The sequence below is a fragment of the Afipia clevelandensis ATCC 49720 genome (genome assembly GCF_000336555.1).
GTDB lineage: Bacteria > Pseudomonadota > Alphaproteobacteria > Rhizobiales > Xanthobacteraceae > Afipia > Afipia clevelandensis.
Genome location: NZ_KB375281.1, coordinates 4,201,513 through 4,226,103 on the forward strand (window position 1 = coordinate 4,201,513; position 24,591 = coordinate 4,226,103).

16 protein-coding genes are annotated in these 24,591 nt (G+C 55.4%); 12 read left to right on the plus strand and 4 right to left on the minus strand.

Going from position 1 to position 24,591, the window contains the following annotated elements:
* Positions 1-233 precede the first annotated feature (233 nt).
* The 5 genes from HMPREF9696_RS20115 (at position 234) to HMPREF9696_RS20135 (ending at position 15,412) form a co-directional block, all read left to right on the plus strand.
* Positions 234-9,524 (plus strand): peroxidase family protein, encoded by a 9,291-nt coding sequence (locus HMPREF9696_RS20115; RefSeq protein WP_002714899.1) that lies wholly within the window; start codon positions 234-236, stop codon positions 9,522-9,524.
* A 72-nt stretch (positions 9,525-9,596) separates the two neighbouring features.
* On the plus strand, positions 9,597-11,336 hold the full coding sequence (locus HMPREF9696_RS20120) for a type I secretion system permease/ATPase (RefSeq protein ID WP_002714900.1): 1,740 nt from the start codon (positions 9,597-9,599) through the stop codon (positions 11,334-11,336).
* Positions 11,333-13,339 carry a calcium-binding protein gene (locus HMPREF9696_RS21440; RefSeq protein WP_002714901.1) on the plus strand — a complete coding sequence of 669 codons (2,007 nt, stop codon included), beginning with the start codon at positions 11,333-11,335 and terminating at the stop codon, positions 13,337-13,339. Before HMPREF9696_RS20120 ends, HMPREF9696_RS21440 begins: the two co-directional genes overlap by 4 nt.
* Positions 13,340-13,369: 30 nt before the next feature.
* On the plus strand, positions 13,370-14,698 hold the full coding sequence (locus HMPREF9696_RS20130; RefSeq protein ID WP_002714902.1) for an HlyD family type I secretion periplasmic adaptor subunit: 1,329 nt from the start codon (positions 13,370-13,372) through the stop codon (positions 14,696-14,698).
* A 399-nt stretch (positions 14,699-15,097) separates the two neighbouring features.
* Positions 15,098-15,412 carry a low affinity iron permease family protein gene (locus tag HMPREF9696_RS20135; protein ID WP_002714903.1) on the plus strand — a complete coding sequence of 105 codons (315 nt, stop codon included), beginning with the start codon at positions 15,098-15,100 and terminating at the stop codon, positions 15,410-15,412.
* A gap of 40 nt (positions 15,413-15,452) precedes the next feature.
* Here the strand turns inward: HMPREF9696_RS20135 and HMPREF9696_RS20140 are convergent, their stop codons facing one another.
* Positions 15,453-15,842: a helix-turn-helix domain-containing protein gene (locus HMPREF9696_RS20140; RefSeq protein WP_040301676.1), complete on the minus strand. Its 390-nt coding sequence runs from the start codon at positions 15,840-15,842 to the stop codon at positions 15,453-15,455.
* A 21-nt stretch (positions 15,843-15,863) separates the two neighbouring features.
* Positions 15,864-16,934 (minus strand): LysR family transcriptional regulator, encoded by a 1,071-nt coding sequence (locus HMPREF9696_RS20145; RefSeq protein WP_002714904.1) that lies wholly within the window; start codon positions 16,932-16,934, stop codon positions 15,864-15,866.
* A gap of 67 nt (positions 16,935-17,001) precedes the next feature.
* Here HMPREF9696_RS20145 and HMPREF9696_RS21090 point away from each other — a divergent pair, with 67 nt between their 5' ends.
* Genes HMPREF9696_RS21090 through HMPREF9696_RS20165 form a run of 5 tightly spaced genes read left to right on the plus strand, consistent with a single transcriptional unit; the run spans position 17,002 to position 20,005 of the window.
* On the plus strand, positions 17,002-18,225 hold the full coding sequence (locus HMPREF9696_RS21090; protein WP_002714905.1) for a GNAT family N-acetyltransferase: 1,224 nt from the start codon (positions 17,002-17,004) through the stop codon (positions 18,223-18,225).
* Positions 18,222-18,824 (plus strand): isochorismatase family protein, encoded by a 603-nt coding sequence (locus HMPREF9696_RS21445; RefSeq protein WP_002714906.1) that lies wholly within the window; start codon positions 18,222-18,224, stop codon positions 18,822-18,824. The genes HMPREF9696_RS21090 and HMPREF9696_RS21445 overlap by 4 nt, the downstream gene beginning before the upstream one ends.
* On the plus strand, positions 18,808-19,029 hold the full coding sequence (locus HMPREF9696_RS21865) for a hypothetical protein (RefSeq protein WP_081602426.1): 222 nt from the start codon (positions 18,808-18,810) through the stop codon (positions 19,027-19,029). Before HMPREF9696_RS21445 ends, HMPREF9696_RS21865 begins: the two co-directional genes overlap by 17 nt.
* Positions 19,026-19,709, plus strand: coding sequence for a DedA family protein (locus tag HMPREF9696_RS20160; RefSeq protein WP_040301680.1), 684 nt, complete (start codon positions 19,026-19,028; stop codon positions 19,707-19,709). The genes HMPREF9696_RS21865 and HMPREF9696_RS20160 overlap by 4 nt, the downstream gene beginning before the upstream one ends.
* 29 nt (positions 19,710-19,738) lie before the next feature.
* Entirely contained in the window at positions 19,739-20,005 is a 267-nt protein-coding gene (locus tag HMPREF9696_RS20165; RefSeq protein ID WP_002714908.1) for a hypothetical protein, read from the plus strand.
* 367 nt (positions 20,006-20,372) lie between these two features.
* Here HMPREF9696_RS20165 and HMPREF9696_RS20170 read toward each other — a convergent pair whose 3' ends face one another.
* Positions 20,373-20,633: a hypothetical protein gene (locus HMPREF9696_RS20170; RefSeq protein ID WP_002714909.1), complete on the minus strand. Its 261-nt coding sequence runs from the start codon at positions 20,631-20,633 to the stop codon at positions 20,373-20,375.
* A 541-nt stretch (positions 20,634-21,174) separates the two neighbouring features.
* Here HMPREF9696_RS20170 and HMPREF9696_RS20175 point away from each other — a divergent pair.
* Entirely contained in the window at positions 21,175-22,572 is a 1,398-nt protein-coding gene (locus HMPREF9696_RS20175) for an ISNCY family transposase (RefSeq protein WP_002713063.1), read from the plus strand.
* 9 nt (positions 22,573-22,581) lie between these two features.
* Here HMPREF9696_RS20175 and HMPREF9696_RS20180 read toward each other — a convergent pair whose 3' ends face one another.
* On the minus strand, positions 22,582-22,782 hold the full coding sequence (locus HMPREF9696_RS20180) for a hypothetical protein (RefSeq protein ID WP_002714910.1): 201 nt from the start codon (positions 22,780-22,782) through the stop codon (positions 22,582-22,584).
* 164 nt (positions 22,783-22,946) lie between these two features.
* Here HMPREF9696_RS20180 and HMPREF9696_RS20185 point away from each other — a divergent pair, with 164 nt between their 5' ends.
* Positions 22,947-24,470, plus strand: a complete 1,524-nt coding sequence (locus tag HMPREF9696_RS20185; protein ID WP_002714911.1) for a recombinase family protein — start codon at positions 22,947-22,949, stop codon at positions 24,468-24,470.
* Positions 24,471-24,591: the final 121 nt, after the last annotated feature.

The following is a 24,591-nucleotide window of genomic DNA, read 5'->3' on the forward strand; positions in this document are numbered from 1 at the left end:
CTATGGGTTCGTGGCGCCGCTGTGCGAAAAATACCTGATTGAAACTGGTTTAGCGCCCGGCTTTCGATCCCCGTCAGACCAAGGTCTGGCGGATTTTGGACTAACGTCGAAAGACCTTAGCCCGATGGAGATAACTCTTTGGTCCTGAGAGTCCTCGGACCTTTCGCGGTTAGCAGCAGACCCAAACGGATCAACAATAGGCAGTCATTTTCAGCCTATTGGGAGTTGGGTCCATGACCGCATTCGCGCTGAACCAAGCCGACCTTGAGTTCGTCCTCCGTCAGATCAAGATTGCAGAGGCACACGCGGCCGGGACCCCGTTAACTGAAATCTATGTGGACGCCGACGGCAACGTCGTTTCCGCCAGCACGCCGGGTGCAACACTCGCGATCCCTGATCCTCATGTCCCGAGTGGACTGCGCACAGTTGACGGATCGTATAACAACCTCATTCCAGGCCGTGAATTTTGGGGTGCCGCAGATCAGGCGATGCCGCGTGCGCTTGATGGCAGTTTCCGTGACGATGCCGATGGCGATCAAATGCCGCTCGGACCTCCGGGATCGCCTGTCGTCACGAATACCGATTACGATATCATCGGTGCGCCGACCGGCAATCCATTCAACAATGGCGGTAATTCAGGCAACGTCGCCGACGCGGACCCCCGTATCATTTCCAATCTCGTCGTGGATATGAGCGTCAACAACCCGGCGGCAATTCAAGCCTGGTTGAACAACGCCATTGCCCAGGCAGCCTGGGAGGAAGCCAATCCCGGCAAAATTCCTGTCGCCCCCGGTCAGCCGCTAGGCGACAACGGCGTCTACATCACCAATGAAGATATCTCGGCCATCCCGAACATTGCCGCGGACGAGGGCCTTACGGCGTCGTTCAATGCCTGGATGACCTTCTTCGGCCAGTTCTTCGATCATGGCCTGGACCTGATCAGCAAGGGTGGCAACGGCACCGTATACATTCCGCTTCAGCCGGATGATCCATTGTATGTGCCGGGTGGCAACGCCAATTTCATGGTCTTGACGCGCTCGACGGTTGTCGAGGGACCGGATGGAAATCACGAAACGCGCAATACGACCACGCCGTTTGTCGATCAGAATCAGACCTATACGTCACATGCGTCCCATCAGGTATTCCTGCGCGAGTATACGACTGTCGAAGGAAAATCGGTCGCGACCGGCCATCTGCTCGATGGCGCGAATGGCGGCCTGCCGACCTGGGCCGACATCAAGGCAAACGCCCTGACGCATCTTGGCATTCAGCTCGAGGATCGCGACGTCCTTAATATTCCGCTGATCCGGACCGACGCCTACGGAAAGTTCATCCCAGATCCGTCGACCGGATACGCTCAGCTGGTCGTTGGCCTCGGCACCGACGGAATACCGAATACTGCTGACGATATTGTCGTTTCCGGCACCAGTTCTGCTCCAGTGAACACATTTGCAGCTGGAGCTGTGCGCATCGGTCATGCCTTCCTGGACGACATCGCGCACAACGCAATTCCGGGGACGTTCTACGATACCGATGGGAATCCCGCGACGCAGGGAACCACCATGGTGGCTCCAGACTCGGATTCCGACCTGGGCAACGCAATCTCAGCCGATTTCCAGGGGCGTAACACGTCCTACGATAACGAGTTGCTCGATCGGCATTTCATCACTGGCGACGGGCGAGGCAACGAAAACATCGGTCTCACCACCGTCCATCACGTCTTTCATTCGGAGCATAACCGTCAGGTCGAAGCACAAAAGCTAACGGTTCTCCGCAGCGGCAACCTTGCCTTCATCAATGAGTGGCTCACGGATGATCTGACTTCGCTGTCTGGCGCTCCGGGACCTGATGCCACACCGCTCGAATTGACCGCCTTTGCCGCCACGCTGGAGTGGGATGGCGAACGGCTGTTTCAGGCCGGCCGCTTTGCCACCGAAATGCAGTACCAGCACCTTGTGTTTGAAGAATTCGCTCGCAAGGTTCAGCCAAACATCGATGCCTTTGTCTTCAATTCCACGACCGACATCGACCCGTCGATCTTCGCCGAGTTCGCTCATACAGTTTACCGTTTCGGTCATTCTATGCTGACCGACAACATGCCTCGCATCGATGGCGAGGGAAATATCTTTGATGCGGATATCAGTCTGATCGAGGCGTTCACGAATCCCATCAGCTTCGACCACGTCGATGACGGTATAGCCGGCAACGATCTGACCGCCGATGAGGCGGCAGCCTCGATCGTTCGAGGTATGACAATCGAAACCGGGAATGAAATCGATGAATTCATCGTCGGCTCGCTGCGGAACAGTTTGCTTGGTCTGCCGCTCGATCTCGCTGCGCTGAATATCGCGCGAGGCCGCGAAGCGGGCGTTCCGACCTTGAACGATGCCCGTGGCCAGCTCTACGGAGCAACCGGATCATCGTTCCTGAAACCTTATGACAATTGGGTCGACCTTGCCGCGAACCTGAAGAACTCGATGTCGGTGATCAATTTCATCGCCGCATACGGCACGCATCCCACGATTCCCGAGGATGGAACGCTACAGCAGAAGCGCGATGCAGCGATGGTGCTTGTTCTCGGCACAACCGATCTGAACGGGAATGGCACAATCGAGGCAAATGAGATCGCGCCTTCGGACCGAGTTGACTATCTCACAAGCACCGGCACCTGGGCGGGCAGGGAGACCGGTCTCAATCTGATCGATCTCTGGATCGGCGGATTGGCCGAAAAGGTCATGCCGTTCGGCGGCATGCTGGGTTCGACATTCAATGCGATATTCGAGGCTCAGCTCGAGAACCTGCAGGATGGCGACCGTTTCTATTATCTGACACGTACGCAGGGTCAGAACTTGCTGGTCTCGCTTGAGCAGAATTCATTCGCCAAGCTGATCATGGCCAACACCGATCTTGCACAGCCGGGTCCGGACGGGATTCGCGGCACGTCGGACGACGTGGTTGAGCGGCATATCGGCGTCGATTCCTTTGCCAAGTACGATTTCGTACTAGAGGTCAATTCCGCCAATCAGCAGGACTACAACGGCTCCGCGCCAGGCGTTGATCCGGAAGGCAACGATCCAGTTCTCGAAGCTCTGGGGCTGGGCAAGGTTATCCGAGATGATTCTGGTACCTCCGGTCCGGATGCAAACTACCTGCGGTTCACCGGCGGTGAGCATGTGGTTGCAGGCGGAACCAGCGGTAATGATACCATCATCACTGATGACGGTGATGACGGTATCTGGGGAGACGCCGGAGACGATCGGATTGAATCGGGTGCCGGTGTCGATCTCGTCAACGGCGGGGCGGGCAACGACATCATCACCGATTCCGGCGATACCGGCGACTTCCTGAAGGGCGATGAAGGCGACGACGTGATCGCCAATTCGAACGGTATTGATATTCTTATGGGCGGCAGCGGCAAAGACATCATCTTTGTCGGCGTCGATAGCACCGAAGTCTTTGCCGGGCAGGGCGACGATTTCGTTCTGGGTGGCGATGGCGCCGATCTGCTTATGGGCAACGAAGGCGACGATTGGCTCGAGGCGGGTGCTGGTTTTGACACCACCGCGGGCGACAACTCCGAACTGTTCTTCAACAGTACGATTGTCGGACACGACGTCATGTTCGCCGGTACGGACGAGCACGATTTCGACGGTGAATCCGGCGACGACATCATGGTTCAGGGCGAAAGCGTGAACCGAAGCGAAGGCATGTTCGGCTTCGACTGGGGCATCTTCAAGGGAATGGAGCTTGACGCTCTTGCCGATCTGGGCGTTCCGATTTTCACTACAGAGCAGGCCGATATTCTGCGTAACCGATTCGACAAGGTCGAAGCTTTGTCGGGATGGAAACACGACGACACGCTGATTGGCGATGATCGTGTGTACACGCCCCCGGCAGTGGGAGATATCACTGCGACGACCGAAGGGGCCTTTTTCAAAGATGGCCTTGATCAAGCGGGCATTGATCGGATCGCTGGGCTTGACCAGATCGTTAGCGTCGGATCGACAGGATTCTTCGAAAGCGGCAACATCCTTCTCGGCGGTGCGGGCAGCGACATTCTCCGCGGCAGAGCTGGCGACGATATTCTGGACGGTGATCGCTGGCTCAATGTGCGCATCAGCATCAAGGACCAGAACAATCCGACTCTGGAAATCGCGACAGTCGATAGCATGAAACATGTTTTCACGGTGTCGGAAAATCCGGCATGGGCCGGCAAATCGCTGTTCGAGCTGCTGATTGCTCGAACTGTCGTGCCGAGCCAGATGCATATCGTTCGTGAAATTTTGACCACCGGCGCAAGTGCTGCCGATGAAGACGTCGCAGTCTTTAGCGATCGCTATTTCGACGACAATGGAAGCCCGAACTACACGATCACAGCGAATCCCGACGGAAGCATTACGGTGACGCACGTTAACGTCACCACGGCGATCGATCCCACGACCGGACGACAGCTTCTTTCCGACGGCGTGGATACGCTGCGCAATATTGAAGTGCTGCGGTTCACGGATCGTGACATCAGATTTACTCCGCCGAGCCTGAAACTTGACGCATTTGATCCAGGCGGAACTTATGCCGATAGTTTCGGCACTCAAAATTACGGCAATACCAATGGCAGTCTGAACTGGGGCCCGGATTGGACGGAAATCAGCGATGACAACAGCGCATCCGCGACAGGCGGGCAAATCCGGATTACAGGTGGAGCTCTGCAATTCGACGCAGGAAACGGGGCATCAATCGAACGCAACGTTAACTTGTCCGCAGCGTCGTCTGCCCGGCTGACCTACGCGGTCAATGAAGATGGCTTCGATGCCGGCGAGACTGTGACGGTTTCGTTTGCACCTGACGGTGTCAATTTTACCGTCATTGAAACTATTGACAATTCAACCGGTAACGCGAACAGAAGCTTCGACTTTGCTGGTCCGTTCACCGCCAATGCGACGATCCGTTTTGCGGTATCGAATGTGGTCGGCAACAATGACTTCGTGAACATCGATAATCTTACGTTCACATTGACGGTGCCGAAAGCTGTTCCGACGGTGGATTTCGAAACGTCGTTTACCGAGGGGGCAGCGGCAGTCGCAATCGCCAGCGGTCCGTCGATCGTCGATGACGCCGTGCAGATGGTGTCTGCTCGGGTGGTGCTTACCAATGCATCGGCGGGCGATCAGCTGGTTGTGGGCGGCTTGCCTGATGGTATCACCGGTGCTGTCGATACGACGGTGACCGGACGTATAACCGTCACATTGGCCGGCTCAGCTTCGCTCGCTGCTTATCAGGCGGCTATTCAGGCAATTTCATTCCGCAATACGTCGGAGGCGCCTGCCACCGACGACCGGATCATACACGTCACTGTGAATGACGGGTTTATCGACAGCAACGTCGCGGTGACCATGATTAACGTGACGGCCACGAACGATGCGCCAGTTGCGGGCGACGACAGAATTGTAACCAACAACGTCAATGTGCCGTTCGCGATTCCGACCTGGGCGTTGATGGCCGATGACACCGATGCCGATGGTCCGATTCTGGCTGTCAGCGGCGTGTCGTCGATCAACGGTCTGACAGTTGCGCCATCGACCGGAATCTTGACGATCAATGACACCGGTACTGCCGGAGGAAGCTTCAATTACGCACTGACCGATTCGATTGCGACCGACACCGGTGCGGTCCAGGTGGTCCGTGACATAACTGGTTTGCTGAACGGTAATGGTGGAGATGACATCATCGTCGGAAACGCTGTCAGCAATACCATCGAAGGCGACGGCGGCAACGACATTATCTTCGCCGGAGCAGGCGACGACACGGTCTCATGGACTGCAACGTCCTTCAACTTGCTCGGAAATCCAATCGAACTTACGCAAGATGACCGCGACTTTGTTGATGGCGGCGATGGTAACGACGAGTTCGTGATCAATGGCAGCGGGATCGTTGAAAATTTCATTGTGTATTCGGCCGCCAACGCCGCTGCGGCGGGTATCACTGGGCTGAAGCCGGGCACTGAAATCGTAATAACGCGAAACGGTGCGGTTATTGCCGAACTCGACAACATTGAAGAGATCATCATCAATACGGGTGCGGGTAATGACACTGTTACAACGTCCGGTAACTTCAACCCAACAAGTCTGAATTTCAGCACCATCACGGTCAATGGCGGTTCTGGCGACGACACCGTCGATGTTTCAGACCTCCAGTCGGCTCACCGCATTCTGTTCCGATCAAATGGCGGTAACGACACCATCATCGGCAACCTGCGTCCACAAGATGTCGTTGAGCTGGCGCCGGGATCCGATCTGGGTACATATACGCTTGCCAACAACGGAAACGGCACCCAGACTCTCTCAAACGGGACGAATTCGATAACTTTCACAGGTTCGGTCCCTCCACAATTCCAGAACACGCCGCCAGCTCCTGGCAACGATGAAGGGATTTCGGGCGTATTCGAATATACGCCGGGTGATGTTGCCGGGTTGAAGGCTCTCGTGAATGGGCAAACCCCTGCAAGCGCTGGAGACGATGACGTTCCGGTCGGGCCGCGCGATCTGTCGGGCCATGGCAACAACACGGCCAATCCCGATTGGGGTGCGGCGGATGAACCTTTCATCCGCATCACGAATCCTCATTACGGTGAGGCCGATGCGTTCGAAAATCGTGCAATCAATCCGGTGTTCGATGGACTCGATGCACGCAACATCAGCAATATCCTCGGCACACAGGAAGCAGGCCTGCCCAAATCGGGGAATGACGCCAATATCTTCTTTATGGCGATGGGCCAGTACATCGATCACGGCCTCGACTTCCTCGGGAAGGGGGGCAACGGGACTGTCCAGATCGGCGCACCCGGCGGGGGCGGACCGGTGTCAGGCGATCCGGCCGATCTCACGCGCGGTACGGTCGATGGCTACGATGCGAATGGTGTGCCGCAACACATCAATCACACGTCGCCCTATGTCGACCAAAATCAGGCCTACGGCTCCAATGCTCTGGTCGGGCAATTCTTGCGGGAGGGTGACGGAACTGGCGGCCTCGGCGCGCATTTGTTCGCGGGCTCACCAGATCCATCCAATCCGAACTTGAAATTGCTGCCGACGCTGCGTGAGCTGATCGAGCATCACTGGGCGAACAATACCGTATTCCAGTCGGAGCAACTTTCCGGCGGAGAGGTTGCATTCCGCGATTACTTCCCGGGTCTCGTGGTCGGAGGAGTTATTACGTCTTCCATGCTGCCGGGCATGATCTCGAGCTTCATGGGCAGTGGCCATGCGCTCCTGCTCGACACCAATCCGTTCATCAACGTATTGGATCACTACGTGGCCGGTGACGGGCGCGCGAATGAAAACTTTGCACTGACGTCGATTCACACGATCTGGGCCCGAAACCACAATTTCCACGTGGAAGGGCTGGAGGCCGCGGGCTTCCAGGGTACGGCGGAAGAATTGTTCCAGGCCGCCAAAATGGTCAACGAGGCGGAATATCAGCGGGTCGTGTTCGATGAGTATCTTGAGACATTGCTGGGAGGTCTGCGCAGCGAAGGAACGCACGGCTTCGAGGAGTACGATCCTAGCGTAAACTCCGGCATTTCTCACGAGTTCGCTGCAGCGGTGTTTCGGTTCGGCCATTCGCTGATTGGCCAGACCATGACGATCCTCGACGCAGACGGGAATCCGACTCAGGTCTCGCTGTTCGACGCTTTCCTGAACCCAAGCAACGATCCGTCGGTGTTTCCGGTGGACGTTTCCGGGTACTACACGCCGCAACCTGGCTACGCGCAGCATGGCGTCAATGCCATTGTGGGCGGTATCGTAACGCAGCCGGCCGAGGATGTTGATTTCAATATCGTGGATGCCGTCCGTAACGATCTCGTTCGTATCAGTGCGGATCTTTTCGCCTTCAACGTGGCTCGCGGCTGGGATGTCGGCCTCGGTACACTTAACCAGGTCCGCAAGGATCTTGCGGCTTCCAGCAACGCCTATGTCAGCGATGCTGTAGGCTTTGCCGGCGGCAATCTCTCTGCCTACACGTCTTGGGAGGATTTCCAGCAGCGCAATAGTCTCAGCGATGCTGTGATCAATCAATTCAAGCAGGCCTACCCGGATCTTGTTCTGGCTGCAGCCGATATTGCGGCTTTCAACAGTGTAAACCCCGACATTGACGTGATCGTTCAGTCGGATGGAACTGGCATCGTCAAGGGAATCGACCGTGTCGATCTCTGGGTCGGCGGTTTGGCCGAGAAGCACATTAATGGAGGCGTTGTCGGCGAAACGTTCTGGGTCGTGCTTCACGAACAGTTCGACCGCCTGCAGGACGGCGATCGCTTCTACTATATCTCGCGCTTCGATAACTTCGACTTCTACGAAAACTTTATCGACGGTCAGGAGTTCGCAGACATCGTTGCTCGGAACACCGGTTTGACAAACCTGCCTGAGCACATGTTCGAAACCAACGAGCTCGACGATGAAGATGAAAACGCCGACGACGATGATGACACGACCGGCAATAACGACGACGACGAAGTCGACGAAGACGATAACGCTGGAAATGAGGACGACGAAGACGAAGATGAAGACGACACGGCCGGAAACGACGACGATGACGATGAGGTGACGCCCGTTCCAACAACCGGAGGAGCGACTCGCACGGGAACCCCTCAGGCGGATGTTCTGGCCGGAACGGCGGGCGACGACAACATCGTTGCGTTTGCCGGTGATGACGTGGCCATCGGAGAAGCGGGTGACGATGCAATCTCTGCCGCCGAAGGAAATGACTTCATCAGAGGCGGCGATGGTCGCGATGTCATCTTCGCCGGCACTGGCGACGATCAGGTCTTCGCAGGCAGTCAGGCCGATATTGTGTTCGGCGATGCTGGAGCCGATCGCATCTTCGGCGATGGCGGAAACGACATGATCAATGCTGGTGCGGGTAACGACACTGTCTTTGGCGGAGCCGGCAACGATCTGATCGTGGCCGACGTCGGCGACGGTGACGATGCCTACTTCGGAGACGACAGCGATGGAGGACCCGGCGTCGATACTCTCGATATGTCAGCGATAACCGTTAATGCAAATGTCAATCTGGGCTCTGGCCCGATGGCAAACGGAAGCGCCTTCAGCGCGCAAACGGGAAGCGATACGCTTTGGGGAATCGAGAACGTCAACACCGGATCCGGCAACGACACGATCACAGCGAGCAATGCAGTGAACGTGATGAACGGCGGAACCGGTGCTGACACGTTCAGGTTCCTATCAGCTTCCGGCGCCGATGGTGACACCATCATCGGCTTCGAGCCGGGTGATCGTCTCGATCTGAGTGCGATCGACGCCGACCTGGCTGCCGCGGGGGACCAGAGCTTCACCCTGGTGACGGGTGCTGCGTTCACGGCGGCTGGCCAATTGGCGGTCAGCTTCGGCTCGGGTGAAAATGGCGACTTCACGCTGGTTCAAGGCAACATCGACGGAAATGCCGATGCTGACTTCACAATCCAGATTGAAGGTCATCATACCCTGACGAATTCAAATCTTACGTCCTGATACCATCGGCGGTGGATTGGGGGCATCGCCCCCAATCCGTTTCAAAATGCCTTCAGTTAGTGAGTAGAGTCGATGGTCAAGTCCAAAGAACTAACGCCCGAAAAGCGGAAGAACCTCAGCGAACTAACGCAGGGGTTCAAGAGCATTGTTCTCTTCCTGTTCGTGGTCTCGGGAATGATCAATATTCTCGCGCTCACTGGCTCGCTCTACATGATGCAGATTTATGATCGCGCCTTGACGAGCGGAAGTGTCCCGACACTTGTTGTTCTATCGACGCTGGCGATAGGTCTCTATCTGTTTCAAGGTTGTTTCGATGTTATCAGGTCGCAAGTTCTGGTACGGGTTGGGGCAAGACTCGACAAGAAAATTGCACCAATGGCGCATCGAGTAGCGATCGATATGCCGCGATTCGGCTTCTCAACAGCTGAAGCGCTGGAGCGCGGCCGCGATGTCGATACGGTGCGAGGCTTTCTGGGTAGCCAAGGGCCGGGCGCACTATTCGATCTTCCTTGGATGCCGCTCTATCTAGCGTTCATATACTTTCTTCATCCGCTGCTCGGCGCGCTAACGTTTGCGGGGGCTATATTTCTTGCGGCTCTCACCGTTGTAAGCGAAATTCTGACCAAGCGCCTGAATACTTCGACACGAAGGGCGGCAATCGTTCGCAATTCAATCGCGGATTCCAATGCACGTAACGCCGAAATCTTGAAGGCGATGGGTTTTTCCGGCCGGGCTGTAGATCGCTTCAATCGGGCAAACGGCGAACACCTGGAATTGCAGACGAAAGCGAACGACATCAGCGGAACGTTTGCAGCTATCTCGCGTGTTTCGCGCATGCTGTTGCAATCAGGCCTCCTTGGACTGGGTGCCTATCTGACCATCAAAGGTGAACTTTCAGCCGGAGCGATCATCGCCTGCTCGGTGGCCTCGGGTCGGGCACTGGCACCGGTCGATCTCGCGATCGGGAACTGGAAATCCTTTGTGGCGGCCCGTATGGCCTATCATCGATTGCGTGAGACAGTCATCGCCTTGGCCGCCGTCGAGGAGCCGATGCAGCTTCCGGCCCCACATTGCAGCCTTCAGGTCGACAAAGTCACCATCGCAATTCCGGGCTCCGGACAGGTCGTTCTGAGCGACATCAGTTTTGATCTGACGCCAGGCCAGGCTTTGGGTATCATTGGGCCGAGTGCTGGCGGAAAAACGACGATGGTGCGCGCTCTCACGGGCTTCTGGCCCGTCCTACGCGGGAGTGTGCGGCTCGATGGCGCCGAGCTCGCTCAATGGCGCGAAGATGAAATTGGCCAGCACATCGGTTATCTGCCTCAGGATGTCAGCCTGATGGATGCGACAATCGAGGAAAATATATCGCGCTTCGAGCTGGCGCCCGATTACAAAAGAGTCATCGAAGCGGCGAGAGCTGCCGGCGTACACGACATGATCGTAAAGATGCCAGAAGGCTATCGAACGCAGCTCGGGCCGAATGGAACAGCGCTTTCGGCTGGTCAAAGACAACGCATCGCGCTTGCGCGCGCGCTCTACGGGAATCCTTTTGTCGTCATCATGGATGAACCCAACTCGAATCTGGACGGTGAGGGGGAAAGCGCGCTTACCGAAGCAATCGAAGGCATTAAAAAGCGCGGCGGAATCGCTATAGTCATCGCGCATCGGCCCAGCGCACTCGTCGCCGTCGATCTTGTTGCCGTCGTTCAGAACGGTCGAATGGTCGCTTTCGGTAAAAAACAGGACATTATGACCCCCGGCCTGCCGTCGTCTGCGAGGCCTGACGGGCTCAAGATGAGGCGGCCGGCATGATCAAGGTAAAAGCAATCAAGGAATCTCCAAAGAAGCAGCAGGGTCGCGAATACTACGATCAGCCGGAGCAGAAAAAGAGCATTATACCTCTGGCGTTTCTGCTATTTCTCACCGGTTGTGCGGCATACCTGAAAAGCTTCCTTCCGGTTCGCTCTGAGGTTACTGAATCCAAATCTGATCAGGCCAGATCGCTCCGGGATAGTGACGATCGTCAGGAAGCGCCTGCGCCCGATGTTGCGGGCGTTGCCTCCGAGGCTGAAATGGACGAGGAGATCGTTACAGGCTCATTGGATCCTAAGGCAAAGTCGTCAGACAACGTGATCGCGCTCCGGCTTGCGCCGCAAGCAGTCGAACAGTTTCTTGCCAATGATTCTCCAGCCATGGAGTTTAGCGCTCAAAGGCGTCACTCATTCACACGTACGGACGTAGGGTCGGGCAGCGATCCTGGACGTCCCGCCAACGAGAATCAATCTACACCCGCTCGTAACGGCGATACTTCTCACCCTGGTGGTGGTGGTGGTGGTGGAGGTGGTGGTGGCGGCAGCAGTGGCAGCGGATCCGATCAGGGTCCAAAGCAACCGCCTAATCCTGATCCTCCGCGCAATCGCGCGCCGCGAACTTCCGGGCCAGTCCAGTTACAGGATCTGGTCGGCTGTCACGCGTACTTGATCTCGGTTCTGGCGTTGTTGCAGGGGACGACAGACGCCGATGGTGATCCACTCGCATTGCGCGATGTGTCTATATCGTCGGGGACACTCACGTTGGCCGAGGGTGGAGGCTGGCTGTATACACCTGACAAGGGAATGCTCGGAGACGTTATACTCACCTACTATATCACCGACGGTGCGGAGATCGTTCAACAAACCGCCCACTTCAGAGTCGTTGAAGCACCGCCAATTGTCGGAACAGACGGCGATGACAATTTGCTGGGCACCCAATGTGCCGATGTCATCGATGGCCGGGCAGGGAATGACAATATCGTTGCCAGGGATGGTAACGATGTGATCTTTGGCGGCGATGGCGATGACCATATCGTTGCCGGCGCTGGCAACGACATCATTCACGCTGGAGCCGGAAACGACATCGTTTTTGCCGGAACTGGAAATGACATCATTTTCGGTGGCAGCGGCGATGATCGCCTGTTCGGGGAGCAGGGCGACGACACGATCAACGGCGAAGACGGTGATGACCTAATTTCCGGCGGAGAAGGTGCCGATGTGATCTTCGCCGGGATGGGTCATGACGTTATCCAGGGAGACGATGGCAAAGATACTATCGACGGTGGCGAAGGTAACGACAGGATCAGCGGTGGCGCAGATCGCGACATCATTCTTGCTGGCTCAGGCGACGACACCGTTTACGGTGATCAAGGTGATGACGTCATTTCCGACGGCGAGGGCAAGGACGTCGTTTACGGTGGCGAGGGCAACGATTACGTTCTGGCTGCGATCGACGGCGTTTCCGATATATATTCCGGAGATTTCGGCGAAGATACTCTAGACTATTCCTCTGCCACCGTAAGCATTAGGATCGATGTTGGCCGAGGCCGCGCCGAAAGCTTCGAAATTGGTAGGGATTTGATTGCCGGTTTCGAGAGGATCATCAGCGGTCAGGGTGATGACCGGCTGATTGCCGGTTCATCCTCCATCTCTATGACCGGCGGCGACGGAAACGATATCTTCCAATTTGATCGACCGACTGATGATCATCAGCCAGACCTTGTCAGAAAAATTACAGATTTTACGGTCGGCGACCGCATTATCGCGGCAAGCTATGAAATTCGATATCGCGAGGGCGACAACGTATCGGAGGCGGTCGGGGACCTGTTCGACAGCATCTATCTGTCGGATGATCGTGACCGTCCAATCCGCTTTCGTTTCGAGAAGCTCGATAATGATGATCGAACATTCATCGAAGTGCATGACAGGCCCGATTCGGAAGAGTTCTATTCGATAGAACTGTCCGGTTACCACAAGCTCGAAGTCGTTGTAGGCATTTCGTAGACCAACATCGTATTGTGTTTTGAGGTCACCATGACGAACATCATAAACCAGGGCTCAAGCTCAAGCATTGCCAAGCTTGAGTCTTTCTCGCTTTGGTCAAGGGTTGCTGCTGGATTGCTTCTCGTCGTCTTTCTCGTAATAGGTTGTGGTGGTTGGGCGGCTTTGGCTCGCCTCGAGGGCGCGGTTATCGCGACCGGAATTGTCAAGGTCGATCAAAATCTCAAGGAAGTTCAGCATCGGGATGGCGGTATCATCAAATCGCTTTCCATACGGCAGGGTGACCTGGTCAAAGAAGGGCAAATTTTGTCGACCCTTGACGACGTTCAGGTCAAGGCGGAGCTTCTGATTGTAAGGTCACAGCTGGCCGAGGCCCTCGGACGCCGAGCGCGGTTGATAGCGGAGCGGGACAGTATGCCTTCAATTGCCTTCCCTGATGAGCTGAAGGGGATGGCAAGTTCAGCTGATGCGGTCATGCAGGGGGAGATGCGGCTATTCGCAGGCAACAAGCGCGGCAGGGATAGCCAGAAAGAGCAGCTTGAACTCAGTATCAGCCAGACCGGCGAAGAGATTAACGGCATGGAGTCTCGGCTCGCCGCAAAGCTCGAGGAAATCAAGCTAGTCGGCGACGAACGGGAAAAACTCGCGAATCTTTTTGAGAAGAAGATTGTCGAATATGCTCGCGTTTACTCGGCACACAGGGATTGGGCCCGGATTTCCGGAGAACGCGGCGAAATTGAAGCCGGCATCGCTCGCGCGAAGGTTCGTACAAGTGAAATTAAAGTTCAAATCATCGCCGTTGATCAAAATGCAAGTACGGAAGCTCAACGTGATCTTCGCACTGTCGATGCGCGTATAGCCGAATTGAACGAACGCAAACTTGCGATCGAAGATCGTTTGTCGCGCACCGAAATTCGGGCGCCGGTCTCCGGATACATTAATGAGCTGTTCGTTCACACCGTGGGTGGCGTGATCACGCCGGCCGCAAAAATTGCGACGATTGTTCCCGAAAGCGCGGAACTGAAGTTCGAGGTCAGAATATCGCCCATCGATATCGATCAGGTCAGGGAAGGTCAGCCTGCCCGAGTGCGGCTAACATCGTTTAATCGCAATACCACGCCGGAAATGAAAGCCAAGGTTGTCATGGTATCGCCTGCGTCGGCGCGCGACCCTTCGACCGGCCAAGAGCATTACGTTGCTTACGTGCAACTGACCTCGGATGCGTTGTCTCAAATGAACGGAATCCGGCTCGTCCCGGGAATGCCTGCCGAAGTCTTTGTTTCAACGCAGGAACGAACAGCCGTATCGTACTTGATGAAGCCGTTCACCGATCAGATGAATAAAGCCTTCCGCGAGCGATAAGAATGAAACCACTGCGTGCTTAGCCAGCAATGAAGATTGCGCTCTCTCGTAGCATCAATGTATTGAAGCAACACGATGCTCACGAGAGAGGCCCCAGCTAAAAGCTAAAATGCAGACGATCGGACTAGTGAGTTTCGTTTCGGTGCGGGATCGGCCCCACATGTTCAATAAGCAACCTTGGGACACGGAAGAGCGAGCCAACTCCGACCTGCTTCCGAGATGGACCGCTGGATTTCGTCTTCCGGGCTCAAGCCTCCAAAGGGCTTTAGCAACTTGGATGCGATAGCATCATCCCTATAGTCCGAGCAGAGGAACAAGGTCTTAAGTTCCGCTCCACAGGCCGTTAAGGAACTACAAGTTATGAAATTCGTTCGTTACTGACATGCATTGGTACGATCTATGGGAAACGCAATTTCATCTGCTTTAACAAAGCTCGGCGTTCTGACGGCGAGTCCGCTCGCCTTCCTGATCGTGGTTATCTATGCAGGCATTTGGGCGATCGTCGACCGCGAAAGCCTCGATCTTCATGGCGTAGCAACTTTAGCAACGTGGCTAATGACACTGTTGATTCAACGCTCTGAACACCGTGACACGCAAGCCATCCATGCCAAGCTCGACGAATTACTGCGTGTGCACAAAGACGCCTCAACTGATCTTACTAAGGTCGACAACAAAGAACCGGAAGAGATTGAGAGACAGCGAAAGAAGAAATAATGTCGGGCATTTCTTTCGACGGCTGGGTTCCAATTACGTGCTACTTCTGCGGCTGATCTTGCAAGACGGTAGATTCAACGAGCTTGACCAGTCCCTCTCGCAGTTCAGGATCTGATATCTGTGAGAAAGCTCGGAGCATCCGCAGGTTCAACGCTGTTGATAATAGATCTATGGGTGAAGGATGATCGGCGCTTATTGAAACATCTTTGTCTTGAAAGAAATAGCCAAGCGGCACCCGGAGTACCTCTGCAACTTCCTTTAGCCGCGCAGCGCTAATTCGATTTATGCCGTTCTCGTATTTCTGAATCTGCTGGAATGTTAGGCCCAATTCGTTGCCAAGCGCGGTTTGCGTGACGCCGAGAAAGATCCGCCGCGCGCGTACCAACGCGCCGATCGTGCGGTCTATGTCGCTAGTTTCCCGAGGGGCCACGGTCGTTTCCGATGAGTTGTATTACACTGATTGAGCGGTTCTTAAGGTGGTGGACTGAGTAAAGCCCGCGAACAGATTGGCGAGCGGCTCGCCTTTGTACTGAGTAGGTAGCTCACTTGGATGAACAAACTCATCCCTGAACCATGGAAAATTCCGGCCATTAAAGGCTTCGATGGTCCAGTCGATTAGTTTCTTTACTCTTGGAATACGCTTCACATCGGGATGATAGGTCAACCAAATATCAAATTGAAATTGAATGCCGATATCCAGTGGAACGAGGCCGCCGACGATCGCGGGAACGTAGGTCGGTAGCCAACCTATGCCGGCGCCCTTGGCAACCGCCCATACATGAGCGCTGCTCACGTTAGTGCGCATCGCCACAAAACCCACTTGCGGCCTGCCTTTTGAGTGCTGCTTGTACAGTGCAAGAGTTTTCGTCTGTTCGGCAACCTGCATGACAATCCGGTGATTTTCACGGATGTCGTCTTCGCCCTTGGGCAATCCATAGATTGAAATATAATTGTCGCTGGCAAATGGCATCGAGTGAAGTCTGCCGATCTTCAAGACCTTCAGATCGGGATTCTCCGGCTTGTCGAGTTGTACCGATACATCGGCTTCCAGCCGTAGGACGTCAGCGGATCGCATCTCGCATTTGAGATCCACAAGAAGCTTGGGATAGGCCCGTTGAAACTCAATCAGCCGTGGCGCTATCCAGAATGTCCCGAGCCCCTCGGTGACACCTAATTTTACCTCGCCGACGATTTCGGGACGGGCGTGGGTAGGGGCCCGCTGGATCCCGAATGCGGCAGCTTCCATCTGCTTAGCCACGGCCAGAACATGCTGCCCCTCGGCAGTGACGCGAATTCCATCGACATGGCGGGTGATGAGAGGGTGTTTGGATTGGTCCTCGAGCTTTGAAATTTTGCTCCTAACCAGATTGACAGACACGCCCAATTGCTCAGCGGCGGCGCGCAGGCTGCCACGCCGGACGACCTCCAGAAATATCCGGACCGCGTCCCAGTCCACCGGTAATTCAGTAGCTTTACCAGGGTGTTCGCCTGTCAGAACACCCCTGTTCTTATCCGAGTACATACCCACAGCCCCGTTTCGGCTTCTAATAATTGCAGAATCATTCTCGCTCCACAACCAGAGGCTAGGTATGGCCTTCAATCCCATCACGTCATCGAAGCGCTCAGACGCTGTTCAAAGGTCATCGACCAATCACAGGCTTGACCGATCGGGGCTACCCGATTTGGCAAAGCGGCTTGTAATCTTCACACCTGCCGCGGCCGAAATCAGCGCGCTGCTCGCCAGGGCGCGGAAGCATATTCAGGGCCTCACAACAGACGAGATTGTTCACAACGCCGTACGGCACAACCCCGATTCCTTCTGGGCGATCTGCAGCCGGCATCGGTTCGATCTAGCTGCTCCCGCAGGGGATGGATTTCTTGCCGTACTGACCCTCAATCACGAGGGGATGATCAAACTGCTCGACGGCTCCCTGGACACTCGCAACCCGGATCACAAGTATCTCGCCCGTCAAAGCGAAAAACCGGCTGGCATCTATGTTTGGGCTATATATGCGCGCGGTGTCATGGCAGCGGGCATTCCCCTTGTATTTCAAAAGTTCTCAACACCTTTGCTCGCGGACTGCGACATCTACGCCAAAGCGGCGACCGAAGATGGCTCTCGCATTCTCGGAGCGGTTGGATTTCGTAAAGGTGCCGAATACGACAATCAGGTGTCATCCGAGCTCTTTATATTCGCGCGTGGCTCATCGGACGCCGATGGCGCCCTTCGCGGATCGGACTCGAGCCCAAAGACAAGGGTGTCTGTTGCAAGGACAATGGAAGATCTGGCACGCGTGTACTCAGTGCGGAGCGCTGTTTATATCGGCGAACAGGAATGTCCGTATGATGAGGAGTTCGACGGGAATGACTTCTCTGCGAGTCATTTGATCGGGTACTTTGGCAAAGAGCCGGTTGGGTGTTTGCGAATCCGCTACTTTGCCGGCTTTGTCAAATTCGAGCGACTGGCGGTGCTCGAGAAGGCGAGGCTGTCGGGGGTTGCCAGCCAGATTGTGGATGCGGCCATCGCGCTCTGCAAGAGAAAGGGCTATCAGAAATTCTATGCCCATTCTCAAACACGTCTGGTTGCATTTTGGGAACGCCACGGATTCTTCGCCAACAATAGCTCGCGTCATTTCCAGTTCTCGGACATGGACTATGTTGAGGTCTTCCGCACAACGGAGCCTGACGGGACCGCGCTGGCGATAGACTCAGATCCGCACATCCTGATCAGGCCTGAAGGCTTCTGGCACACTGCCGGAATCCTGGACCATTCAGCAAAACGCGGCGCGCGTACGTCTGTCGCGGTGGCATGACCGAGATCATCGATATTAACGCGCACCGGCGCTCGTTTGGTGAAACGACGCTGGTTTTGCTCGACATGCAACAGGCGCACCTTCAGACCATGCCAACGCTCGACACTGCGGGACCTGTCGGAAATTGTCTTAGAGCGTTGAGGCACGCAAGATCGCAGCGATTGCAGGTGGCATTCGCGCGCTGGAGCGGCCCGGGTGCATTCTTTCATCCTTCGACGGACGATCACGGATGGATCGAAGGCTTCACACCTCACCGCGAAGACTTGGTTTTCGATCGAGGTCGGCCGTCTTGCTATAGCAGTACCTGGTTCGATGATGCGATCTCGCAACGTTCTGGCCGCTTTGTACTGGCGGGCTTCTCGGGGGAAGTCGCGTGCCTATCAACCGTGATCGATGCATTTCATCATAATCATGTAGTGACCTTGTTGGTCGATGCAACGGCCAGCCGAGAACTGGGGGGAGTCGAATCGCGCAAAGTGCACCGTGTTGTGCACCAGATTGCGGATTTGTTTGGAATGGTGGCGACGACGAGTGAGTGGATTTCTCGCACGTCATGTGGGGTACTTGCGGAAGGAAAGCATCTTGAGGGACGGGTTTGAAGAGCTGGCGGCGGCGATTAGCGTGATTGAGCACCAGATCAGTGTCCTCAGGACGGCTAACGTTACCGTTGCGGTTCAGCTTTTAGAGATGACGAAGCTTGAATTGATGCTACATTTGAACGACATCTCTGCTTCCGAACTTGAGAGCTTTTGCATTCAAATACGTGAGGCAATAGAACGCAAATCATTGAGACACGATAATTGAGCATTCAGTATCGAGTTCTTTTATTGCCATTCGCAATCGCGGTGTTCGCTTGTCTGCTTTACGGTGTGTGGATCATACTGGATTTGCCACCGGAGCAACGTGTGATCGAGATCGCGCGCGAATATTTCAGCCGCTTTGGTCTCGCCATTATCATCGTAAGCTCGTTTATCGAGGGCCTCCTGATTGCGGGTCTGTATTTCCCAGGATCGATCGTGTTTTTTCTCGGGCTGATCGTGGCCAGTGACGATGTTGGCCAAGTGGCTAAAGTCGCTGTCTTTGCGATTATCGGGATATGGACTGCTTATGTTGCTAACTTCTATATCGGACGATTCGGCTGGTATCGCATCCTGATCGCGTTTGGATTGCAGGAGCCGCTTGACAACGCCAAGGGCAAGCTTGAGCGCCATGGTCTGAGTGCAATCGCGATGACGTTCTGGCATCCCAACATCGGAGCTGTTGTATCGACAGCAGCGGGCGTGTTGCAGTTTCGGGCAAGAGCCTTTTTACCGGCGTCGTTCCTCGCAGTCGCATTCTGGCTCTCGTGCTGGAGCATTCTGGTGTTCTGGCTGGGACCGAACGCCATTTCGATTTTGGGTTTTCGAGTGCTTATCATTCTTCTTTTGATCTGGATGACTTACCGCTTTCTGATGGCACGGTACCGGCCAGGCGTTCGAGACTGAAATCGACTCCAGGATCAAGGGAGGGCAGAATGCGTTTGTTCGTGGTTGTACTGCTGAAAGTGATGGTCACGGCAAGCGCGCAGGCCGACGATGGACCAAAGTCCATTAAGACGCTCAAGATTCAACAAGCCTCGCAGCAAGCAACAATGCTGTATGTTATCGACAGCGACGGTACCGTGAGGATCGATTGGGGTGCGGTCGAAGCTCTTTCCGCATCGAAGGCCGATCGCACGCTTTCGCCCTTCGCCGATGTCATGCTGGCAATCCGCGGCGAAACCTGGAAGGCGATGCGCTAGGGCAGACTTGCAGCTTCGATGCGAAACTCTTGTTTTCTCCGCAGAACTGATTACGTTTCCAATATCGTCAATCACGAAAGGAGGTGGTCCAGTGTCTCATTCCAAGCGCTGTCACCTCGCTGAGGCCGCCCGCTAAGCTCAATCGAGCTCCGGATAGGGCGGTCTTCCGCCTGGTTCAGCGAGATCTAGGAAGAGCGCGGGATTTGCTTCCCGCGCTCTTTTTCGTAAGCCGTCCTTTTGGCAATCATGTGATCGTGCAGGATACTCTGCATCAGCTCTTGCAATTCCCCGTTGCGCGCCGCGTCGCGGAAATCGAACCTGCGGATCGCCCATCCAACCACCGTTCAGCGGGGTGAGATTTCTCGTTTTAGTGAGACGTAACTTTCGGCAAAACCATCACGATGCCAATCTTCCGATCAAGGATTCCGGATGCGAGAGTTGCCAGATGTTCCGCATACTTGTCCTCGATTTCAGCGGCACAGTCATCGTCATAGGCATGCGCGAAAAGAATATCCCCTTCGACTTCACTAAAGGCGATTCCCAAAAACAGGCGATCGAACTCTTCTGCGCCAACCACGAGAGCGATGCGCGCAGTGATGGCCTGTTCCTGAACGAGGGAAAGTTTCATGGCTGTGTCCAGCGATAATGAGTGCAAGACGTGATGTATGCGCGAGGGTCGCGTGTTCAAGTCCATCGCTTTTAAAGCGGTAAACAATCAGCGACTGGTTAGTCGCGTCGCGAAAGGGCCGACAGGTCGGTTTGGCCAAGGCGGGCTGCGATCTGTTCGAGGATTTGCGGGTCGCGCGGATCGCCTGTTTCGATCAGACGCTTTGAGTTCTTCCAGATCCGCGCCGGCCTGAGGGGGCATCGGCGCAGCACGGGGCGGGGGCGTACCGGCCCAGAGGCTGCGTAACCACTGCTTGAAGCGTCTCATGCCCTTAGCAGAAGGGGTTTGTGCGCCAATGGGAAGCCTGAGGGCTCAATGGCGTCCCCTGGAGTTAGTATACCGCCCCGACAGACAGGGACGTCCTGGTGGTTACTTCGACGCAGGTTCCATAACATCTGATGTGCGAATCTACACTGTAGCAGCAAAGCTAAAATGTCAGCACTGAGCAAAGTTCAAATGTCAGTTTCTGGTCCCTTTGGGGACCTTGGAGGCTGTCATTTCGATGGGCATAGTGTTGATGAGCAAGCGCGAGCTGAACCGTCTTGATGTTCTGGCACGGCTGGATAGCGATAGACTGACCGTCCTCGCTGCGGCCGGCTTGATGAACGTAACACCGCGGCAGACGTATCGGCTGTTGAGCAGATATCGCGAAGGCGGTGCTTCAGCGATCGCCAACCAGCGCCGTGGCCGCCCCTCGAACAACCGGTTGTCCGACGAAGTGCGGGATCACGCGATCGCTCTGGTCCGCCAGCTCTACGCCGACTTCGGACCGACATTGGCGGCCGAGAAGCTAGAGGAGCGTCATGATCTCAAGGTCTCGCGGGAGACGCTGCGCAACTGGATGCGGCAGGCAGGAATCTGGGTATCGCGGGCCGAGCGCAAGCGGATTCAGCAGCCTCGGTACCGCCGCGAGCATGTCGGCGAACTGGTCCAGATCGACGGCTCGGAGCATCGCTGGTTCGAGGATCGCGCGGCTCCCTGTACGCTGCTGGTGTTCGTCGATGACGCCACAAGCCGACTGATGGAGCTGCGCTTTGTCGCCTCGGAGAGCACATTTGCGTATTTCGAGGCGCTGAAGGCTTATCTTGGTCGACACGGCAAGCCGGTCGCCTTCTACTCCGACAAGCATTCCATCTTTCGGGTGTCGAACGAGAACGCGGTCAGCGGCAACGGAATGACGCAATTTGGACGGGCCTTATCGGAGCTCAACATCGAGATTCTCTGCGCCAATACCAGCCAGGCCAAAGGCCGCGTCGAGCGTGCGCACCATACGTTGCAGGATCGCCTGGTGAAGGAGCTGCGGCTCGCCGGCATCAGCACGATCGATGCGGGCAACGATTTCCTGCCCAGCTTCGTCGCTCACTACAATGCCCGCTTTGCCAAGCCGCCCGCCCGTGAACAAGACTTCCATCGCGTGCTCGACCCCCGTCAGGATCTCGATGATGTTCTGTGCTGGCGTGAGCAGCGCAAGGTCTCGCATCAGCTGGTGGTGAACTACAATCAAATGAAGCTGACGCTAAGATCTCAGGGTTTGGCAGTTCGCCTGCGCGGCAAGATGGTCGAGATCTATGACTTTCCGGATGGACGGCTCGAGGTTCGCTGGAAAGGCAGATCATTGCCCTACACAGCCTTCGACAAGCTACAGCGGGTCAGTCATGCCGCCATCGTCGAGAACAAGCGCCTCGGCGAGATTCTTGCCTGGATCAAGGAGCGGCAAGACAGTCAACCTCGCTTCAACACTGTTCCGAAGGGCCCGCGCCGATCAAGCCAGAAGTCCGGTCTTATGAAGAACCGGACCTTGCGGATGAACGAAGCCAGCAACTCAGCCCCAAAATCCTCCCGCAGAGGACGGCGCCGCTCCGATACGATGGTCGGCGCGGCGCCGTCTCCTGTCCCCTGACAGGCCGCCCTATGATATTTCTACTTTGCACAAATCGTGACATCTCAACTTGGTTGCAACATACACGCGCAGCCCCACCACAACGGCGAGGGTGAGCACGAGGATCACCAGCACCATCGCAAGCGGCCAGCGCAAGGCGGCTATCGCCCGCTCGCCCGACACCATCACCCTGAGAGGCCAGAAGCGGATATCAATGCGATCAGGTCTCATTCCGATCTCCTCATCCAAAATAGGACTATAATCCTTAGATGGGAGATGTCAACCCGCACCGAAGCAAACTTGAAGATCAGTCGAGTTTTAGTCGCTGAGACTTTGTGTCGATAGCCCGGCGTTGGGTTTCTGACCCGTTGAGAAATGATCGGCTATCGTCGGTCATGTTACCATTTGAACAAAGAGCCGCGCAGTACGTCCGCATGTCCACCGACATGCAGCAGTATTCCATCGCGAACCAGGAGGCGGCAATATCAATCTATGCCGCCCAAAATGGTCTCCATATTGTCAAAAGATACGAAGACTCTGCAAAGAGCGGCCTCAGCATAGAAAAGCGCTCCGGCCTGAAGCAACTGCTCAGCGATGTGGTGTCTGGCGCGGCCGATTTCGCGAAAATTCTGGTTTACGACGTCAGCAGATGGGGACGATTTCAGGACAGTGACGAAAGCGCGCATTATGAATTCGTGTGTCGGTCGTCAGGAGTTCCCGTCGAGTATTGCGCAGAGCAGTTTAAGAACGATGGGAGCATCAACGCAGCGCTCCTCAAAAGCCTGAAGCGTGCCATGGCGGGCGAATATAGTCGCGAACTCTCTACAAAGGTTTTTCAAGGACAAAGCAGAATTGTTCGCGCTGGATTTAGAATCGGATCAACCCCAGGATTCGGGCTGAAGCGCGTCTTGGTCGATGGAGCCAAGAACAGGATCGCTGACCTTGGTTTCGGCGATCGAAAAAGTGTGCACGGTCAGCACACGATCCTAGCGCCAGGAAATCCTGATGAGGTCAAACTGATTCGCCAAGTCTATCGTCTATTTCTGAACGAGCGAAAAACGCCAAATGAGATCGCTGATATTCTGAACAGCGCCGGATCGATGAGTGCGAGTGGTCACCCGTGGTACTGGACGTCGGTCAGGGATCTTCTTACCAATGAAAAATACATGGGCAATAGTGTTTACAACCGCTCGTCAAGGAAACTTGGCGCCAAGTGTAAGCGAAACCCGAAGAGCGCTTGGGTGCGCGGCGTGGGGGCCTATGAAGCGATTGTCACGCCCGAAGAATTTCAGCGAGCTCAAGACCGGCTAGATGAAATCAAGGTGCGTTATTCGACATCGTTTATGCTCAATTTGCTTTCTTCGCTTTGGTGCAAACACGGCTGTCTCCAAATAGACCACATTTTGGCTTGGGAGGGCGCTCCGTCGGTAAATTGCTTCCAGGCGAGATTTGGCAGCCTGACTCAGGCATACGGTCTCATCGGATACAGGGCGCGCCAACATCGACTTTGCAACATATCGATACGTCGTGAAATGAAACGAAGGATTATGGAGGAGTTGCCAAGCCGTGGTGCGCTGACCTCCATCGATAATTTCCTGTTTCAACCAAGAATAAACGACGAATTTACAGTTTCCGTTGGCGTTGGCAGAACAAAGAAATCGAGCAAGCCGGGCACCTGCGAGTGGCAGCTCGGCTATAGGTCACGGAAGAAGCCAGACGTTTTTATCATTGCGAGAGCGGATTTCGTCGGGACGAAGGTTCGCGACTATTTCATACTGCCGTACATGTTATTGCCCCATGGTGCGTGGCTCACAGTGAGCGGCAAGAACTACGACCGACTGAGCTCATTCAGAGCTGAAACGCTTGATCCGTTTTTTGAGCTTTGCGCCCGAGAAAAATTGGAGCTGTCCAATGAATGAACCGGGCGTCATGCCCCGAACGAAAATGAGAGCTGTAAGAGCGGCAGCGAGGGCAGAGGCGGCGGATCGTTTCGAGAGAAATCGCCAGGCGGTGATCGTTGCGATAGAGGCCGGCCGACAA

Coding starts and splice junctions, on each gene's coding strand:
- HMPREF9696_RS20115 (WP_002714899.1), top strand. CDS start 234: ATGACCGCATTCGCGCTGAACCAAGCCGACCTTGAGTTCGTCCTCCGT.
- HMPREF9696_RS20120 (WP_002714900.1), top strand. CDS start 9,597: ATGGTCAAGTCCAAAGAACTAACGCCCGAAAAGCGGAAGAACCTCAGC.
- HMPREF9696_RS21440 (WP_002714901.1), top strand. CDS start 11,333: ATGATCAAGGTAAAAGCAATCAAGGAATCTCCAAAGAAGCAGCAGGGT.
- HMPREF9696_RS20130 (WP_002714902.1), top strand. CDS start 13,370: ATGACGAACATCATAAACCAGGGCTCAAGCTCAAGCATTGCCAAGCTT.
- HMPREF9696_RS20135 (WP_002714903.1), top strand. CDS start 15,098: ATGGGAAACGCAATTTCATCTGCTTTAACAAAGCTCGGCGTTCTGACG.
- HMPREF9696_RS20145 (WP_002714904.1), bottom strand. CDS start 16,934: ATGTACTCGGATAAGAACAGGGGTGTTCTGACAGGCGAACACCCTGGT.
- HMPREF9696_RS21090 (WP_002714905.1), top strand. CDS start 17,002: ATGGCCTTCAATCCCATCACGTCATCGAAGCGCTCAGACGCTGTTCAA.
- HMPREF9696_RS21445 (WP_002714906.1), top strand. CDS start 18,222: ATGACCGAGATCATCGATATTAACGCGCACCGGCGCTCGTTTGGTGAA.
- HMPREF9696_RS20165 (WP_002714908.1), top strand. CDS start 19,739: ATGCGTTTGTTCGTGGTTGTACTGCTGAAAGTGATGGTCACGGCAAGC.
- HMPREF9696_RS20170 (WP_002714909.1), bottom strand. CDS start 20,633: ATGAAACTTTCCCTCGTTCAGGAACAGGCCATCACTGCGCGCATCGCT.
- HMPREF9696_RS20175 (WP_002713063.1), top strand. CDS start 21,175: ATGGGCATAGTGTTGATGAGCAAGCGCGAGCTGAACCGTCTTGATGTT.
- HMPREF9696_RS20180 (WP_002714910.1), bottom strand. CDS start 22,782: ATGAGACCTGATCGCATTGATATCCGCTTCTGGCCTCTCAGGGTGATG.
- HMPREF9696_RS20185 (WP_002714911.1), top strand. CDS start 22,947: ATGTTACCATTTGAACAAAGAGCCGCGCAGTACGTCCGCATGTCCACC.